The sequence below is a fragment of the Paenibacillus sp. LX16 genome, assembly GCF_036252815.1.
GTDB lineage: Bacteria > Bacillota > Bacilli > Paenibacillales > Paenibacillaceae > Paenibacillus > Paenibacillus polymyxa_B.
The window spans coordinates 810,098-828,847 of the sequence record NZ_CP141152.1 but is presented as its reverse complement, the minus strand read 5'-3'; the positions used below and the strand labels follow the sequence as shown (position 1 = coordinate 828,847).

At 47.0% G+C, this 18,750-nt stretch carries 16 protein-coding genes; 2 read left to right on the top strand and 14 right to left on the bottom strand.

The annotated features are described in order from the left end of the window. Positions 1 to 51: 51 nt before the first annotated feature. The 4 genes from T3H97_RS03715 to T3H97_RS03700 all read right to left on the bottom strand — a co-directional run bounded on the left by T3H97_RS03715 (position 52) and on the right by T3H97_RS03700 (position 4,561). The gene (locus T3H97_RS03715) at positions 52 to 1,164 is read right to left on the bottom strand and encodes a rhamnogalacturonan acetylesterase (RefSeq protein ID WP_328801727.1); all 1,113 of its coding nucleotides are present in this window, start codon (positions 1,162 to 1,164) and stop codon (positions 52 to 54) included. Between the two features lie 113 nt (positions 1,165 to 1,277). Further along, on the bottom strand, positions 1,278 to 2,117 hold the full coding sequence (locus tag T3H97_RS03710) for a carbohydrate ABC transporter permease (protein WP_013308762.1): 840 nt from the start codon (positions 2,115 to 2,117) through the stop codon (positions 1,278 to 1,280). A gap of 5 nt (positions 2,118 to 2,122) precedes the next feature. Beyond that, positions 2,123 to 3,031, bottom strand: a complete 909-nt coding sequence (locus T3H97_RS03705) for a carbohydrate ABC transporter permease (RefSeq protein ID WP_023987015.1) — start codon at positions 3,029 to 3,031, stop codon at positions 2,123 to 2,125. A gap of 237 nt (positions 3,032 to 3,268) precedes the next feature. After that, positions 3,269 to 4,561: an ABC transporter substrate-binding protein gene (locus T3H97_RS03700; RefSeq protein ID WP_328801726.1), complete on the bottom strand. Its 1,293-nt coding sequence runs from the start codon at positions 4,559 to 4,561 to the stop codon at positions 3,269 to 3,271. Positions 4,562 to 5,014: 453 nt separating this feature from the next. On the opposite strand from T3H97_RS03700, the gene T3H97_RS03695 reads away from it, so the two are divergent. Beyond that, positions 5,015 to 5,644, top strand: a complete 630-nt coding sequence (locus T3H97_RS03695; RefSeq protein ID WP_328801725.1) for a hypothetical protein — start codon at positions 5,015 to 5,017, stop codon at positions 5,642 to 5,644. 326 nt (positions 5,645 to 5,970) lie between these two features. On the opposite strand, the gene T3H97_RS03690 is transcribed toward T3H97_RS03695, so the two are convergent. The 8 genes from T3H97_RS03690 to T3H97_RS03655 form a co-directional block, all read right to left on the bottom strand. Then, positions 5,971 to 7,530, bottom strand: a complete 1,560-nt coding sequence (locus tag T3H97_RS03690) for a response regulator transcription factor (RefSeq protein ID WP_029515766.1) — start codon at positions 7,528 to 7,530, stop codon at positions 5,971 to 5,973. After that, positions 7,508 to 9,238 (bottom strand): sensor histidine kinase, encoded by a 1,731-nt coding sequence (locus tag T3H97_RS03685; RefSeq protein ID WP_328801724.1) that lies wholly within the window; start codon positions 9,236 to 9,238, stop codon positions 7,508 to 7,510. Before T3H97_RS03685 ends, T3H97_RS03690 begins: the two co-directional genes overlap by 23 nt. Positions 9,239 to 9,362: 124 nt before the next feature. After that, complete coding sequence (locus tag T3H97_RS03680) at positions 9,363 to 9,605, bottom strand: hypothetical protein (RefSeq protein ID WP_076293115.1); 243 nt, start codon at positions 9,603 to 9,605, stop codon at positions 9,363 to 9,365. Positions 9,606 to 9,642: 37 nt separating this feature from the next. Beyond that, entirely contained in the window at positions 9,643 to 10,509 is an 867-nt protein-coding gene (locus tag T3H97_RS03675; protein WP_103047007.1) for an inositol monophosphatase family protein, read from the bottom strand. A gap of 174 nt (positions 10,510 to 10,683) precedes the next feature. After that, entirely contained in the window at positions 10,684 to 11,685 is a 1,002-nt protein-coding gene (gene uvsE / locus T3H97_RS03670; RefSeq protein WP_328801723.1) for a UV DNA damage repair endonuclease UvsE, read from the bottom strand. Between the two features lie 137 nt (positions 11,686 to 11,822). Continuing rightward, a complete protein-coding gene (locus T3H97_RS03665; protein WP_328801722.1) occupies positions 11,823 to 12,146 on the bottom strand; it encodes a hypothetical protein in 324 nt (107 codons plus the stop codon). Positions 12,147 to 12,247: 101 nt separating this feature from the next. Then, positions 12,248 to 13,336, bottom strand: a complete 1,089-nt coding sequence (locus tag T3H97_RS03660) for a D-alanine--D-alanine ligase (protein WP_039270664.1) — start codon at positions 13,334 to 13,336, stop codon at positions 12,248 to 12,250. A 73-nt stretch (positions 13,337 to 13,409) separates the two neighbouring features. Further along, positions 13,410 to 14,405, bottom strand: a complete 996-nt coding sequence (locus tag T3H97_RS03655; protein WP_328801721.1) for an amidase domain-containing protein — start codon at positions 14,403 to 14,405, stop codon at positions 13,410 to 13,412. 421 nt (positions 14,406 to 14,826) lie between these two features. On the opposite strand from T3H97_RS03655, the gene acnA reads away from it, so the two are divergent. Continuing rightward, positions 14,827 to 17,538 carry an aconitate hydratase AcnA gene (acnA, locus tag T3H97_RS03650; protein WP_103047004.1) on the top strand — a complete coding sequence of 904 codons (2,712 nt, stop codon included), beginning with the start codon at positions 14,827 to 14,829 and terminating at the stop codon, positions 17,536 to 17,538. A 73-nt stretch (positions 17,539 to 17,611) separates the two neighbouring features. Here the strand turns inward: acnA and T3H97_RS03645 are convergent, their stop codons facing one another. Continuing rightward, a complete protein-coding gene (locus T3H97_RS03645; protein ID WP_328801720.1) occupies positions 17,612 to 17,959 on the bottom strand; it encodes a DUF1648 domain-containing protein in 348 nt (115 codons plus the stop codon). A 44-nt stretch (positions 17,960 to 18,003) separates the two neighbouring features. Further along, positions 18,004 to 18,648 (bottom strand): SdpI family protein, encoded by a 645-nt coding sequence (locus T3H97_RS03640; protein WP_328801719.1) that lies wholly within the window; start codon positions 18,646 to 18,648, stop codon positions 18,004 to 18,006. Positions 18,649 to 18,750 lie beyond the last annotated feature (102 nt).

Here is an 18,750-nt window from a genome sequence, read left to right as displayed (position 1 = left end):
AAGCTTCACGTGAGTTACCCCCTTAACGCCCGTACATAAAAAGGTCGTCTTTCAACGTAAATACATGCGCAGCGGTTGCAAATCCAATTCCCTCACAGCATCCACCACCATGTCTGCAATACGAACCGCACCATTCTCATGAAAATGTGTGTTATCCTCTAAGCCGCCGGAAAAGTTCATGTATTCACCAGGCAGCAGCCACATAAAAAGCTCTTTACTCTCTTCGGGACCCAACTGCTCATATAACTCCTGCGTGCGGGCAGACAAATCAATCAGTGGTGCATTTGCTTCTTCCGCCAGCTCACGAACCGCTGTTACATAGTCACCATGTGTGTCAGATAGCGTACCATCCTCGTTAAAATAGCGACGATGTACGGGCGTGACCAGTACCGGGGTTGCCCCATGGCTTCTTGCGCCGTCGATGTAGAGGCGAAGATGCTCCTTGTAGGTTGTAAAAGGCTCTGTAGCCCGCTCCGGATCAGGCTTCTGATCATTATGACCGAACTGGATGAACAGGAAATCTCCTGCCTTTATTTCGCCCAAAATGGCATCCAGCCGCCCTTCGTCCACGAAGCTTTTGGAGCTTCGTCCCGATACGGCATGATTATCCACGCAGACATCATGCTTGAACAGGGCGGGCAAAGCCTGGCCCCAGCCAGTATACGGATAGCCGGATGCGTCCTGATCCGTAACCGTGGAATCTCCGGCTAGGAATAGCCGGAGGGTCTGTGGCGCTGGCGCAATCTCCAGCGCATTGAGCCGTGGCGCGGTGCCTGACACGGTGAGGCGTAGTTTGCCACCCCGGACAGGCACCGCAAACAGGGCTTCGGTGAACTGACCCGGCAGCGTGTGTACTGGGGGAAGCATGTGCTTGCCTTCACCAGCCTTGAATCGCGTGAGCGTTTCCGCCTGCGAATCGCCAACCAGTATAGTGACGAGATACATCCCGTCCGGCACCTCTGCAACAAATGCAGCGTTCAGTGGAATACAAAAGCTGCTTCGCAGCCGCGTGCGTGCATCCTTGGCTGCACTCTGCCTTTTTCGACCGTACACATGCTCCGTAGTCTCGAAGCCATAGCCCTGTTCAGTTGTATATAAGCAATCCGGTGGCACTCCTTTGTAGCCATCCGCAGGCTCCCCCGGACCAAAATCAAACTTCCACAATTTCCTCACCTCTCAGCCATCGCCCTCAAATCCCGTCCATTTAATCGTACAAACCCGGATGCCTTCCATTTCCACCCGTAAGCTTCATATCCTCACGCTATGGATTTTGGATCTTACCCCTTCAAGCCACTCGTACTCATTCCTTCTACAATTTGCTTCTGGAATGCGAAGAATACAGCGATAACTGGAAGCAAGCTTAGGATAGACATCGCGAACATTCCTCCCCAGTTGGAAGCCGACTCGCTGTCGAGGAACATCTTGAGTGCAATAGATACGGTATATTTCTCCGGCGAATTCAGATACAGTACCGGACCAAGTAAATCCTCCCACTTCCAGTAGAAAGAGAAGATTGCCGCTGTAGCCAACGACGATTTGAGTAAGGGTAAAATAATTCTGAAATACAGCCGGAACTTGCCGCATCCGTCAATCGTCGCCGCTTCATCCAACTCTCCTGGAATCGTTCGTATAAACTGCACCATCAGGAAGATGAAGAACGGCATCCCGAAAAAGGAGGGTACCACCAACGGTAAGATCGTATTGATCCAACCGAGCTTGGTGAAAATAATATATTGCGGTACCAGTACCACATCCCCTGGTAGCATAAGCGTCACCATCATCAAAGCAAACCACAAGTTACGCCCTTTGAATTTCAAGCGTGCGAAGCCAAATGCGATCAATGAGGAGGAAAGCACGGCTCCAATCGTTGAAATCACCACGATCGTGAGCGAGTTCAGAATGTACGTGCCAAAGTTGTAACCAGTCGTCCCTTTCCAGCCTGTTACATAGTTTTGCCAGATCCATTCTGTAGGGAAAAGCGAGGATGCCGTGACGAATATCGTCCGACTTTCTTTAAACGAGCTGAACAGCATCCAAAACACGGGATACAGCATCAGGAGCGCCAGTGCAGCAACCAGTATGTGATAAATTGGCCATTTGACCGTTTTCCATGCCATCGGTATCAGCGCCCCTTTTCCGTTTCATAAAATACCCAGTATCTGGAGGTTATAAATAAAATCGCTGTCAGTATCCCAATCATAATGAGCATGACCCAAGCCATGGCTGCCGCATATCCCATGTTGCTGAACATAAACGCCTGCCGGAACAGATACAGTGAATGCAGCATCGTTCCATCCATCGGGCCTCCTTCGCCCTTAGAAATAACATAAGCCGGGACGAAGGTCATAAAGGCACTGATCGTCTGCATAATCAGATTAAATAGAATAATGGGGCTAAGCAACGGTAGCGTAATACTGAAAAATTTTCGTACTGGCTTAGCGCCATCTACACTGGACGCCTCGTACAATTCAACAGGAATGTTCTTCAAACCTGCCAGAAAAATCAGCATGGAGGAGCCAAATTGCCATACGGACAGGGTGATCAGCATCGTAAGCGAAGCATCCGGATCACCAAACCATTTCACCGGAGTCGCCCCTAGGGTCGAAAGCAGGCTGTTCACTATGCCGTTATTACTGAAAATGTTCCGCCACATAATGGATACCGCAACGCTACCTCCGATAATGGACGGTAGATAGTACATCGTCCGATAGGTGCCGACCATGCGCGATTTGGTATTCAAAATCATAGCCACAAACAGCGCGAAAATCAGTCGCAACGGTACACCGACCAATACGTACGTAAACGTGACCCTGATCGAATTCCAGTATTTCGGGTCGCCTGTGAACATCTTTTCGAAGTTACCCAGACCAATCCATTTGGGCGGGGTGAACAGGTTGTAGGTGGTAAAGGACAGATACAGCGAAATAAACATTGGAATTAACGTAAATGCCAGAAAGCCCACAATAAACGGGCTGATAAACGCATATCCGGTCATATTGGCTTTCAAGCTCTGATGATTTCGCAAGCTCATCAAGCCTCCCTTCTGTTGCATTTAAAGAATTAGCAAAACATTAAAGTGTTAATAATTCGTTGTTATACGAATATTATTATGATGTCTGCAAAGGGTGCTTATGCAGTTGGTTCGTCGAATCAACCGTGCGCAATCATGCTTTGGACTACGCACGGTTAACTTAACGAAACGTTCCTTCGATCTTGTCGTTCTTATGCTAAAACGATGTCAGATATCCTAAAGGTCTCATTGCGCTCATTATTGCTTGTTATTCGCAAGGATAGTATTCGCATCAGCCCGGAATTTGGCCGCTGCGTCTTCAGCCGTCATCTGTCCGAAATTGACCTGCTCAATATAATCGGTAAGAGTCGCAATCACTTCTGGCGATCCGACTGGTGGCGGCGGGCTCATTGGAGAAGCCTTCGGCTCCATAGAAGCTACAAATTCAAACACCTGCTTCGTAGGCTCGCTTAACTCTGGTGCAACAGCCTCCTTGATTTTGGAGGAAATCGGCACGCCACGTTCGCCTTTAATCAATTTATTCGCTTCTACATCATTCATCCAGAAATCAATAAACTTTGCGGCCTCATCCTTCACCTGTGAACGGGAAGCAACCGTCCAGTACATCGTAGGCTGCATGTATACGCCTTTTTCCATATTCGGCCCAAACATTGGAGCCAGTGCCATTGGGCGGTTAACAACCTGCTGTAAGCCCACATACTGATTGGACCACTGCCAAATGCCGATGCCTGTTCCTTTTACGATATCAGATTCCTCAAGAATCCCCTTAGTCTGGTTCATGATTTCAGGAGGCGGGGTCGCTCCCTTTTTAATCAGATCAGCCAATCCGCTGAAGAAGTCAACAAACAGCTTATCATCGTCATACCCCAGTCCTGTTCCTTCCGCATTGTAGAGAGTCTTTCCTTGCGTACGCAAATAGTAGTGGAAGAAAATATCGGCAGCCATCGAGCTGTCAAAGTATACTTTATTGGAACCAGCCTTTAAAGCCAGTGCTTTGTATTGATCCCATGTCCAGTTGTCAGGAATTTTGTCTATACCTGCTTTTTTGAGCAGCGCCGGATCATACTGGAAACCCAGAACATTGACACCTGTTGGAATACCATATTGCTTTCCTGCTATTACACCGGTACTGAGTACATTTTCGTTCACATCTGCAACCTGAATTTTCTGATTCAAGTAAGGCGCGAGATCCTCCAGTTGACCATTTTTCGCATATTGGCTAATGTACGAAATGTCCATTTGCACGATATCCGGCAGCTGATTAGCCGCAGCCTGCGGGGCGAGCTTTTTCCAATAGTCATCAAAAGAGGCATATTCCACATCAATCGTTACATTAGGATTTTTCTGCTTATACAAATCAACGACCTTCTGCGTGTATTCATGACGCGTATCCGATCCCCACCAAGCGATACGTAACTTTACTTTCCCGTCTGCACTTGTGCCCGAATTGCTGCCGCCGTCCGCTCCGCTACATGCCGTCGTCAAAACGAGCAGCATAGCTATGATCAGAAACCATCCCTTTTTGCCCACCTATCTCTCCCCTTTTCGCTGTTCTAGAAAGGAGCCAAATTACAAGTGACAACGTATTTACGCAGTTTTGATAGCGTTTACATTAGCTCCTGTTGTTATTTTCCCAAAAGCAGAGAAACATTGGAATACACAAATCAGGTTTCCTGGGTTTAAAAAACAGAGGGGCTTGCTTGTACCTATATAAGCCGAACTTAAAAGTTTCTTATCGTGCCACTACGCAGTTGGATAGTGCTTCCCATCGCCACCGCCCCCGGATTTCTGGAATTAAGCATATGATCAAGGTAGAAATCCGGGGACAAAAGCGACCGCTTCGCTTGTACAGCACCATTCCACCTACTCCGTTTATAAGCCCCCGTTATTCTGAACCATTAGTGGAAATGGGTATATTATGCTTTAGGCATTTTGTCTTCCTTAACAATCTACCGATATATAATAATAAGGAGGATGAATTACATGAAATTCAAAGCTGGTTCTGCTGGAAGACATATCAGATTAGAGTACGGTGCAAACGGACATTTTATGGCTCTGGGAAGCATCTCTCTTGAAACCTTTCGTAAGGTTAGAAAAAAACTGGTTAATGAAGCTACTATAGAAGAAATAAGGGACTTGAGAGCGGGTATTGCATCACAAGTAAAGTTTTCTCAACAACTTACCTTGATTCTAGCCATTACTTCCTTTATATTAACATTTGCATTATCCCCAATAACTTTTTATCTACAACAGTTCTCTAAAACAATAGATTGGACCCATGAGTACATAGTTATATTGCATAAAGAAAAGCTACAAAATATGAATAGTATTGAGGCGAAAGAACAATATTTGATTGATGAGTTGAAGAAAGAGAAAACAAATTACAATGCTGAATTAAGTAAATTACAAGATGCACACCTTGAAGAAATATCTAAAATAATAGCACCTTTGGTACTTATATTTGCAGCATTAATTTATAGAAACAAATGGCTATATAGTTTAGAACAATGTATTAACGAAGCATTTGTAGAAAAATCAGAGCTACTAAAAAAAACAAAAGAACAAAGGGAGAAGGTATTGCAAGAACGCAAAAATTCACGGTATAAAATCTGAATATCCACTTGTTATTTGATATCGTCCGCATACTTAAAAAACTTGCACTTACACAACGTGATGTAGCTTAGAAAGCTAATATCACTCGAGCCCAAGCGACGAGACTAGGAACTTCAACGTCTGTATCCTCTATGGAGACTATAATGAAAGTAGTACTTGCTTTGGGCTTCAAACCTGGGTTTGAAGAATCAACTAATGAACAAGCTGCATATAAATTGTCCCACGTGTAAACTTTAACGTTAATATGATGTATACCTGAAAGTTTAAGGGAGCCGTGAGCTCCTTTTTTCTTTTTTAGGAAGGAAGTTAGAACTAGACTTGCCCGCTCATCCCCGTTCATGTGATTTAATGTACTCGGAAGGCGTCATACCCGCCCATTTTTTGAACACCTGGCTAAAATATTGCGCGTTCCCGCCGAAGCCGAACCATTCGGCCAGCTCAAACACCTTTACATCTCCTGTCTCTCGAATATGCTCAGCCGCACGTTCGATCCGATAACGATTGACGTAGTGTGAGAAGTTTTCCCCAGTCACCTTTTTGAAAATCTTCCCTAAATAGTCGGAATTCATATACAGCATTTGGCCTGCCACTCCGTTCAGCGACAAATCGGATTTTCTGTAGTTTTGCTCAATAATAGTGATCATTTTATCAACGGTAGAAGATTGGCGATACACATTACTTTTATAATAGATTGCGGTCATTCGTTCGGCAGCTTCCTGTACAAAAGATTTGAGACATGCCAGCGTTTTTTGCTCTGCCAGCACCACCATTCGGCTCGTAAACGCCGCACGCTCTTCTTCAGGGCATATACGGATCATAGCGGCATAGAGCTGAAGCACATAGGAGCGGGTCACGGAGATTTCCAGCTTCATCCGAGACAAAATACCGAATAACCGATCCACTTCCTGTGCAACCTCCACCGTATTTCCAGCCTTGATTAGCAGACCGAACTTCTCCTCGTCCAGCTCCAAATCTGCCATCTCCCGGGTATCCTCAGCCGCTAAGTCCTCCTTCGTAATCAGACTACCCTCCCCGGTGTAAAAACGGTGATTCATACAATGCAGTGTCTCCCGGTACATCCCCCGTGAATGCTGCATACTATCCGACTCACTAACTGCGACCGTTACCTCCAGCTTGTAAAAGCGATGAAATGTCGCACGTACCGCTTCAATCTGTTTCATAAATCGTGACGTGTCATCCTCACTTTCCAGCACGATGAGCAATTGCCCCTGCATGGTCGTACTGAGCAAGACATCATCCATCAAATCTGCCGCTATATTTTGCAATGCAAACAAATGCTCCGGCTCATGGGATTCCTCCACCCGCAGCAGCAACATTCGAACCTGCTTATCTTGCAATTCAATTCCAAATAACCGCTCATAAAATGCGATATCGCGGCTACCGTAAGTTTTATAGGAAATAAACTCCTTCAAAAAGTGTTCCTTCACATGAGGCAGCATACGCTGAAAATCTAGCTTCATCCGGTTTACAAACTGCTTGCGTTCTTCCTGCTCCTCCCGCTCCTGCCCCAACTCGGTCAGAGCCTCATGAATTTGCCGCTCATTGCAGGGCTTCAACAAGTAGTGCTTCACCCCGTATTGCATGGCCCGACAGGCATAGTCGAAATCTTTGTAACCAGACAACAGAATGAAACGGACGTCTGGAAAATGCTCCGTCGTTTTGGCAACCAGTCCGATACCGTCTAGTCCTGGCATAGAGATGTCGCTAATCACAAAATCAGGTGGGCTGGCCTGAATCTGATCATAAGCCTCAATCCCGTTACGTGCCGTACCAACCAATCTCGTGCCCGCTTTCCCCCAATCAACCACCTGTGATATGCCTTCCAAAATCATACGCTCATCATCAACCAGTAGCACCTTGTACACGACCCTGATCCCCTTTCACATATGGAATACAGACATGAATCGACGTTCCTGTTCCTGACTCGCTATGCAGCTCTATCCCCCAAGGTGTACCAAATGTCAGGTTAATCCGTTCCTGAATATTCGTAAGTCCAATGCCCTGCCCACGAGTCGTAACCTGCCCGCTTCGCAGCTTTTCCAAGAAATCCGGCGTCATTCCCGGTCCGTCATCTTCAACTCGCAGAAATAGAGCCCCCTCGCTTTCTCTCGCAATAATAGCAATCTGACAGGGTTCAATTCGCGGCTCCAGCGCATAATGAATGGCATTCTCCACCAAGGGCTGAAGCGTTAGCTTCGGAATTTGTGCATCCATCAGTTCTTCCGGGATATCCAGATGGAAAACCAGACGTTCATCAAAACGTGTTTTTTGGATCGTTACATAGCTCCTTACAATATCCAGTTCTTTTCGAAGCGGAATCAGCTGCTCTTCAAAACTGACCGCACTACGCAATAGAAAAGCAAGTGCTTCTACCATCTCTGAAATCCGATCCTGCTTATTGACTTTGGCGAGCCAGTTCACGGATTCCAGCGTGTTGTATAAAAAATGTGGATTAATCTGTGCCTGTAGTGCCTTTAGCTCTGTTTCCCGCAGTAATAGCTGCTTGGCAACATTCTCATTAATGAGCTCACGAATGCGGCGAATCATTTTCTTATATGTCCGATGTAACAAGCCTACCTCATCCTGTGTGGAAAGGGGGACCGCGCCAAGTGCTTCTTCTTCCAAACGGTCGAGATCGCCTTTTTCTATTTTACGCATGTTCTGGATTAATTGAACAATCGGTTTCGTAATGCTCCCTGACAACCTAGCCCCCAGTGCCAATGCGATAAGAAGCATAATTACAAAAATAGCGCTTACAACTTCTTTAATGATCGTAATACTGCGAAACATATCATCGAAGGGGGTCATATGCAAATACGTCCACCCCGTATAAGAGGATTTGATTTGAGCAGCGAAAAAGGTTCCTCCTGAGTAGGTCGCAATCCCGTAAGGCTGTTTTCGGCCAAGCTCCGCCTGGATATCACTCTCACTCAAAAGTGGTGTTTCGGGATAAATCATCCGTCTTCCATCTGTAATCATCAGTTGTCCGTCACGGCCGGAGGTCTGCACACGATCCGCTACAATCCGGTCAATTCGCACACGAATCGCAAGCGTTCCGAGCCCATTCAGTGTAAAATTGGAATCGGTAAAGGATTTGAACTGCCGAGCTGCCAGCAAGGAGGAATGACCTGCCGCATACCATGCATTGGAACCGTCATGTTCGTCTGCCAGCTCCGACAGGGTGGATCGAAGCTCTTGGGGAATACCTTCGCGGTTGCCCGCACTCATGACCTGTCCCTCTTTGTCGATGACCATCATAGAATAGACATAGGTTTCAGAGCCAGCAAAGGCGACAAGCCTATTCGTTATTTTTTTACGCAGCACCATTTTGGCATAAGGTGACGTTTCCTTTTCCAATTGCAGCAAATAACGTTGAAGCTGCTCGTCCGTTGTTACCTTGAAAGTAACTTTTTCCACATCCTTCAGCTCATTTTCTATGCCGATTGAAGAAATATTGAGTACTTCGGATGTTTTTTTGTACATTTGATTATCATAGATATGAAATACGTACTTAAGTATGACTGCAACTACTGCAAAATTAACCAGCATAAGTACCGTAATCAGTAGTACCATTTTATGATGGATTCCAGCATTTTTGTAAGCGCTTTTAAAGTAGGTAATCAGTGAATGTCGCCTCCTTTATAACATACAAAATACCCCATGCCTTGGTCATTCGGCAAGAGGTATTTGTATTTGCTTAGCGTTGATCGGTTGGTTTCGATTTGTCCGCCTTGCTCATATATTCGTCGTATCGGTCATCAAGTTCACGTGCCATACTCCGGTATTTACGCGTCTCCTCAACAATGGGATCGATATGAGTCTGAACCCGCACCTCATATTTAGGGCTGAGCCGTTCCCGCTTTTTGGCCTCATTCTCACGAATTTCGCCTTCCGTCAGCAGTTCACTGAGCTGGCGTTCCAATTCTTCGGATTGGCTCATCGCGATTTCCTCCTTCAGGATGATGGTCTACGTAGAATTATAACCCGGTTGCGTCTGCTTCTTTCAGCACTTGAATAAGTTGAGAATGAATAGCTGTATTCGTAGCTGCAATATGCCGTACACTCAGGTCATAAGGTCTACCCAATGTATCGGTGATGGTGCCGCCTGATTCCTGTACCAACAAAGCGCCCGCTGCTACATCCCACGCATTCAAACCAATTTCGCAATAAGCCGACAGCCGTCCTGACGCTACATAAGCCAGATGCAATGCTGCCGAGCCCAGCGCCCGAATGCCACGTACTTGAGGTGTAAGAACCTGCGTAATTTTCATATTTAGCGGTTGTGCATACGTACGGTCCGGTGGGAAACCGATGCAGACCAGACTATCTCCCAGTGTTTCTTCTCTCGATGCTTGCATGCGATTGCCATGTACATATGCGCCTTTTCCTTTTTCCGCTACAAACATTTCATCACGGGACGGATCATAAATGACCCCGACAATCAACTCTCCACGATGGGCCAAGGCAATAGACACACTGTAATACGGCAGACTGTGCACAAAATTGGTAGTCCCATCTACCGGGTCAATGATCCATAAATATTCCTCTTCACGGGCAGCCTCTAATGCACGGGCCGAAGCTTCGGCTCCCGGCTCTACACTCTCTTCACCCAAAATGGCATGATCGGGAAAATGGGTCAGAATCAGTCTGCGAATCATCTGCTCTGCACCTTTATCTACCTCGGTCACTAGATCCGTAGGAGACTGTTTGGTATTCAAATGTTCAACAGTTCCCAGTCTGCTCTTAATCCATTCCCCGGCTTTGGATGCCGCATTAATAGCCACGGCAGTATAGCTTTTTCCTGATACGATATAGGGAACCTTTTCGTTTTCATGTTCGTTCAACGTGTTCACTCTACTTTCTATATCATTGTTACGTGGTTTACGAAGCTGCTCTACAACACAGTCTCTTAACCATCTCTGTTTCAGTACAAGTTTGCTAGTTTACACATTCTAGTATACACAATAAACTGCATAAAGTTTCTCTAAATGGGAGCTTTATCCGCGAAATGCTACTTTCTAAGGCATAATTTCTATGGAAGCCCCATCCAGCACCTTAACCCCATTATCTTCCTGAAGGCGCAGTTCATTCATCAATCCGAATAACGCTTCATCCTTAAGTTTGGCTTCAAGCATGACATCAATCCGATCCGTATATCCGGCAATATTGCGCAAAAAGGTAAGCAACGGCTCCACTAGAACACCGTCAGCATGGCCCCGAGGATCTTTTTCACTTTTGGGGCTGGACGCATGGATTTTGGGCGGCAATGGATGATCCACAGAAGATCCGGCTTGGGCCAATTCCCCTTTCCAGGTATCCAAAATATCCGGCCATAGCTCCCACGGCTTTTCCCCCTCATTATTCACCCATTGATGATGAATATCGAGAACCATCGGCAATCCCGTCAACTTGCAAGCCTCCAGCGTTTCCACCGCATTGAATGTTTTATCATCATTTTCCAGCGTTAACCGTTCTCTTAACGAAAGATCCAGAGCACTAACCTGCTCTACAAAACGCTGGCCTGAGGTCACCTTATCTCCGTATGCACCACCAATATGAATGTTGTTCTTGGCTTCGGCACCGAGCCCCATGGCCTCCAGCATCGCTTTGTGGTACTTCAGATCATTAATGGAGCTCTCTAACACCTCAGGACGGGGAGTGCTTAACACTGTAAAATGATCGGGGTGAAACGATACCCTCATCCTATTCGCCTTGACATAGTTCCCAACCTCTGCAAAGTCAGCAGCAAGCGCCTGAAAAGGGTCCCAATCCCGCAGATCCTGATGGGTCGCGAGCGGAATCAGCTTGGATGAGAAACGATAGACCTGGATATCACTCGCGCGATTATGGCGCAGCAGTCTCAATGTATTATGGAGATTTTCGGCTGCTATCCGTTCTAGCTTGCGGATCGCAGCTTCTCGGTCTCCAATCTTGTTAAAGCTGGCCATCGTCATGGTTTTAGAGGGGGATGCATTTTGCACGGTAACCGACATGGCTACATAACCAAACCTTACGATCATAGGGAGTCTTCCTTTCAGCAGTCCAGTAGAGGATAAGGCCGCTTTCGTTCTGTGACCTAAAACCCTTTTCTACTGATCATACCCGGAAAAGCACCTGCTGATTCGGTGTTATCGCACAAATTGCAAGAAGGAAACAGCTAGGATTGCTGTTGTGCTCCAAAAAACATTTCATCCGCCAACGCGGTCTGAATTCTTGATTCCTCATCATTCAGCTTACGAATGAGGATCATTTCAACTTCGGTCACTTCATCGCCTTGGAAATTAATTTCGGCGATACAGCCCACAATTTGCACGATGGCTACTGCCACGTTGTCCACGTTGTAAGCGATGACCTTCTGGCCTGTCGGAAACACGCGCAGCCCGGATTTAACCATTTTGCCACGTCCGTATTCCAGGAGTTCGTAAAGTTCTTGCTCGCTCTTGAATTTGCACACGGAGTTAAATTCAGTTTGAAATCCCATGTGTAGCCGCCACCTTTCATCATTAAGGGTTTAGTGAAATGCTCAAGTATGTGCCATATATATGAACAAAAAGGAGAGTGATCAGCTCCCCTTTGTTTCGTTTATGAGTTCTCGTAGTGCAGTGCGGATCTGCGCTCATAACGCTCCAGTGCAAGAGCAATCATGCGGTCCAGCAGACTTGCATAGGATACGCCTGTTTCTCTCCACAGTAATGGATACATACTGAACGGTGTAAAACCAGGCATCGTATTCACTTCATTAATAAGGATATGTCCGTCCGAGCGTCTGACGAAGAAATCGGCACGGGAAATCCCGCAGCCTTCCAGAGCGCGGAATGCTTGCAATGCGGCTTCACGAATACGATCTGCCACTTCCTCATCCAACGGTGCCGGAATGAGCATTTCCGATTGGCCATCCGTATATTTGGCAGCATAATCGTAATAATCACTCGAAGATACAATTTCACCCGGTACCGATGCAATCGGCTCGTCATTGCCAAGTACGCTGACCTCAATCTCACGGGCATCGACGTACTCCTCGACAATCACCTTCAGGTCAAATTGCAAAGCCAGATCTACAGCCTTTTCCAGCTCTTCTCGGTTGCTGGCTTTGGAAATACCGACACTTGATCCCAGATTGGCCGGTTTGACAAAGCAAGGGTAACCTAGCTCGGTTTCCATGTTACGCACCAGATCATGACTGGTTTGGGCCCACTGTGTACTATTAAAATAACAGTATTTCACTTGCGGCAATCCTGCATGCTCAAACAGCTTCTTCATGACGCCTTTATCCATACCCGCTGCCGAAGCAAGCACTCCTGCACCGACATAAGGCATATCTGCCATTTCGAACAGACCCTGAATCGTTCCGTCCTCGCCAAAGGTGCCGTGCAGCAACGGAAACAGCACATCCAGCGTCTGCTCTCCGTATAGCTTGCCGAACAACGTATCTAATGCCGCCTTGGTGCCGCCCTCTGCGCGTTCCAGCTTCAATTGCTCTACAGAAGCCAGAGGAGCGCTTAATAGCGCCCCTCTACGCCAATCGCCAGCCTTCGTAATATAAAAAGGAATAATCTCGTATTTCTCATAGTTAAAAGCGTTCATTACCGCATACGCCGTTTGCAGCGAAACCTCATGTTCGCCCGATTTGCCACCGTACACCAGCCCTACGGTCAATTTTTGATTTGCCATGCCTATCCTCCGCTTTCTTGCTTTCGTCATTGTGACTGATTTGCATCACTGTACCTGTTATCCATCATCTCATTCAAAAATAGTCGGCGATGTGATAAAAGCGATATACCGTGTTGTCGGTCCACGCATACGAATTTTTATAGTCCCAATAACGATGTCTGGAGCTTACCGTATGTGCATTGACTAGCGGCATGCCACCCGCATCAAAGGCCGTTACCACCGTGCTGTGCTGAAAGGTTCCGTCACCATCCCAATCGTAAAAAATGACGTCCCCCAGCATGAGCTGCTCTGGGCGACTCACCTGCTCAGCAGTCAACCCCCATGAACTGGAGCCCAAATACCGCTCCAGACTGTTGGAAACTGCCCAACTGTAGCTCCACAGCTCACGTCCGGCGACCCGTCCTTTATACCACCAGCCCGATTCTCTTTTACCAGTATAGTGGATCGGTGCTCCCCCTGCAAAGAGGCATTGCGAGATATAATTGGTGCAATCCACATCAAAACCTTCAAACTCTGGATTGAAGCTATCCCACCACTGATCTGCATAGGCCGCTGCTTCTTCGCGGCGATATCGGCTGGGACGTGCTGATGAACCAAAGCCCAGCACACCGCGATTCAACAGCGGCAGATTTCCTCCTTGATTAAACGAGGCCTGTTCAAAAGGAACCTCTCCCCCCGCTGGCTTCCTTTCTGCCGGATCGCGCTCAATTCTCGCTACCTGCCAGGCTTCACCCTCGCGTGTGAACGTCAGACGCTCCCGTTCAATCCGATCCTCCCGGTGAGTCATTCCACCCTTCTCATAAAAGAGTCGGACATGCAGTTGTACATCTACCACAGCCTCATCCGGGGTATCCTGCACCATTCGTAGCGGCTTGGCGCGTGTCTCGCTGCGTAGGGGAACAGCATCCCGTTCGTTGTACCACTGCTCCAATCTGGCCGCACGTACTGCTCGTTCCATCCGCTGACCCACCTCCAGATACTCATCCGGATGCGGTACACCATTCACTTCACTGCGATTGTATTGATTCACGTAAGCAAAAAGGGCCTGTTTCCATTCCCGCTCCCCCATCCCAATCCCTCCATATTCGTCCCGCTATCCTTTTCCCGGGATAACCGGAATGATGTATAACTTCCTTTCTTCCCTCTCTGGTCTGATATGCTCTCTATACTATAAGTATGAATCTCTAAAGCTTGGTATGAACATCGAAACGCGAGGGAGCGGAACGTTTTATTTTCCAATCTGCAATGCATCTTTTAGGCCAAAAAAACTTTACGGAACTGCCTGAAAACGGTATACTTAATCCAAAAGCAATCATTTTGAAATCATGTTTCATCTAATGAAACAAATTACATTGATCGCAACCTCTAACACGTAATGAACCACTGAAGCTGTAATTGAGAACGCAACCAATTTAAACCAACTGTTCAAGACGTCGAAAAAACGACATCCCTATTTTCCCCCAAGCATCCACTTCAAGGAGGTAATACTTATGTCAGGAAAAGATCAATTCTCCATTGCCCGTAGTCTCGAAGTTAACGGTAAGCCTTATCGCTACTATAGTCTTAAGGCACTGGAGGAACAAGGAAAGAGCGGTATTGCCAAGCTGCCTTTCTCCATTAAAGTCTTGCTGGAAGCTGCGGTTCGCCAATTTGACGGACGCGCCATCACTGAAGAACATGTACAGCAGCTGACAGGCTGGGCTGAGGATCGGGACACCAACAAGGAGATTCCATTCATTCCTGCACGCATCGTGCTTCAGGATTTTACCGGCGTCCCGGTGGTTGTCGATTTGGCTGCCATGCGTGATACGGTGAAAAAAGCGGGCGGTGATCCGAAACAAATCAATCCACTCGTTCCTGTCGATCTCGTTATCGACCATTCGGTCATGGTCGATGCTTTCGGTACCAGTGATGCGCTGGATTACAATATTAATGTGGAGTTTGAACGCAACGAGGAGCGGTACCGTTTTCTGCGTTGGGCGCAAACGGCATTCAACAACTTCCGCGCCGTTCCGCCATCCACCGGTATCGTCCATCAGGTCAATCTGGAGTATCTCGCCTCCGTGGCCGCCACCAAAACCATTGACGGCGAAACGGTCGTCTTCCCGGATTCCCTCGTGGGAACAGACTCCCATACTACAATGATTAACGGCCTTGGTGTTGTTGGCTGGGGTGTCGGCGGGATTGAGGCAGAGGCGGGTATGCTGGGGCAACCGCTGTATTTTGTCACTCCCGATGTGATTGGCTTCAAGCTGACAGGCAGTCTGACGGAAGGCTCTACCGCCACCGATCTCGCGCTCACTGTAACGCAAATGCTGCGTAAAAAAGGCGTAGTCGGCAAATTCGTAGAATTTTACGGGCCTGGTCTGGCTAACATCAGCTTGGCTGATCGGGCGACGGTTGCCAACATGGCACCGGAATACGGCGCAACGATTGGCTTCTTCCCGGTCGATGCGGAAACGCTGGCCTACCTGCGCAGCACCGGACGTTCTGATGAGCAAGTAAGCCTCGTAGAGGAATATTACAAAGCCCAAGGCATGTTCCGCACATCCGATACGCCGGACCCTGTGTTCAGCGATACGATTGAGCTGGATCTGGCTTCGGTTGTACCGAGTCTCGCCGGACCCAAACGTCCGCAGGACCGTGTTGAGCTTAGCCGCATGAAAGAAACGTTTGAAGGCATTATCCGTACCCCAGTGGACAAGGGCGGCTATGGACTGAGCGATGAAAAAATCGCACAGAAGATTCCGCTGACCCATCCGGACGGCTCCACCAGCGAGTTGGGTACAGGAGCAGTCGTTATTGCAGCTATCACAAGCTGCACGAATACCTCAAATCCAAGCGTTATGCTCGGTGCGGGCTTGCTGGCCAAAAAAGCAGTGCAGCGCGGGCTCAAAAAGCCGGGCTATGTTAAAACCAGCTTGACACCGGGTTCCCTCGTCGTGACGGAGTACCTGCAAAAAGCCGGACTGATCGGACCGCTCGAAGCCCTCGGCTTCCATGTGGCAGGTTACGGCTGCGCGACCTGTATCGGTAACTCCGGGCCACTTCCTGACGAAGTGAGTCAAGCCATCACAGACCATGATTTGACGGTTGGAGCAGTCATTTCCGGCAACCGGAACTTTGAAGGTCGTGTGCATGCGCAGGTCAAAGCCAATTATCTCGGCTCACCGCCACTGGTTGTCGCTTATGCGCTGGCAGGCACAGTGAACATTGATTTGGTGAATGATCCTCTTGGTTACGATCAGGACAATCAGCCTGTCTACCTGAAAGATATCTGGCCAACCTCCGAGGAGATCAAGGAAGCCATCAGCCTGTCTCTCAGCCCGGATATGTTCCGTCGTAAATATGAGAATGTATTTACTGCCAACGAAAAATGGAACTCCATTCCGGTTCCTGAAGGCGAACTATATGAATGGGATGAAAAATCAACTTATATTCAAAATCCACCATTCTTTGAAAAACTTCAGGATGGCGTGCAGGATATCAAGGAAATCCGTAATGCCCGTGTGCTTGCCCTGTTGAATGATTCGGTCACAACGGACCATATCTCACCAGCAGGCAACATTGCTCCTTCCAGCCCGGCAGGACTGTACTTGAAGGAGCATGGCGTGGAACGCAAGGACTTCAACTCCTACGGCTCTCGTCGCGGTAACCACGAGGTCATGATGCGCGGTACATTCGCCAACATCCGTATCCGCAACAATGTGGCTCCAGGTACTGAAGGCGGCGTGACCAAATACTTGCCAACGGATGAGGAAATGTCCATCTATGATGCATCCATGAAATATCAGGCAGCCGATCAGAACCTGATCGTTATTGCTGGTAAGGAGTACGGCACAGGCAGCTCTCGTGACTGGGCGGCCAAAGGTACGCTTTTGTTGGGCGTTAAGGCTGTCATTGCCGAAAGCTTCGAGCGGATTCACCGCAGTAATCTGGTCGGCATGGGTGTACTGCCTCTGCAATTCCAGGAGGGCTATGGCTGGTCCAGCCTGGGTCTGAACGGTCGTGAAACGTTTGACATTCTTGGCATCGACAATGACGTGAAGCCTGGTCAAGAGCTTACAGTGGTGGCTAAACGCGAGGATGGCACAAAGTTCGAATTCCCGGTAATTGCCCGTCTAGACAGCACCGTCGATATCGACTACTACCACAACGGTGGTATTCTGCAAACCGTATTGCGTCAAATGATTCAAGAGTAAAGAGCGTATAAATAACAAAATCCCCTCCAAATGCAGTGGAAACTGCACATTGAGAGGGGATTTTTTACATGCTTCAAGCCTTTAAAAGAAAACATATACTCAGGATTGCAAATACGAGGGTTATAAGAAGTGTGAAGAGACCAGGCAGGCTTTCCATGATTGCAGAGCCTTCTTCGCTCTTGAACTGACGACTGAAATAGGGTTGGAGCATAAGCATAATCATAAAAGAGATGAGGCTAATTCCACACAACAACCATACCTCAGGGGAGGATTTGTCAACAAAACGGTCAGCCACATCATTGAAATTGTAGTGGATTGCTACATTCCTAGGCATTCTCGGATACATGAAAAGGTAGATAATGAAAGGCAAAACAGAAATAAGAAAAGACAATACATTAGGAAAATTTAATTTACTTCTCATGGAAATCCTCCTAATAAGCTAAATCGATTCGCATTATACAGATATCAGCAGTCTATATTTTTATACTTATGGCTTAGAAAGAGAGAAGTAACAAAACTAATCATCGTCGGTAAATAAGAAGCGAGCACCATATACACATTAACTTCTTGTCCTAATCCTATAGCGATCCCGAATAAGCCAAAGGCTATCCAAATATAAGCAGAGATACGATGCGTCTTCTTCCATGCCATTTCATTCGAAAGTAGCCAAGGGAACTTCAAACCAATTAGACGGTTAGGTGTTATTGTAGCAAAAGATATTCCCACCGCTAAATGCAAAATTGCCGATAAAAATAAAGCTAATTTTAGCGTGCTGAACAGAAATTCGCCCGAATATTTGAACATGAGTGCAAGGAAAATCAAATCAAGTACAATAAATACACTTGCACAAATCTTACGATAGGAAGCCAACATATGCTCAGAAAAGGATTCTCTATGCTTAGAATACCTTGGATTCAATACTACGATTGCTAATGTAATAATCATAGTAACTAATGGAAAATATAACAATGCTATACGATCCTTAGTGGAATGAAGTGAGGAGGAAAATAAAGCAAAATTCATAACATGCAACATGATAAAAAAAATAGACACATGCGTCCACGGCTTCTTGAATTCTTCTTTTACATCATAATTACCCTTATTCTCCATCCCGCCAAACCCTCCATATAACAGAAATTGAGTGACTCCTCTTTATTATGCATATTTTCCAATACCAAAAATGGAAAAAACATCACAAAAACAAAAAGTCGA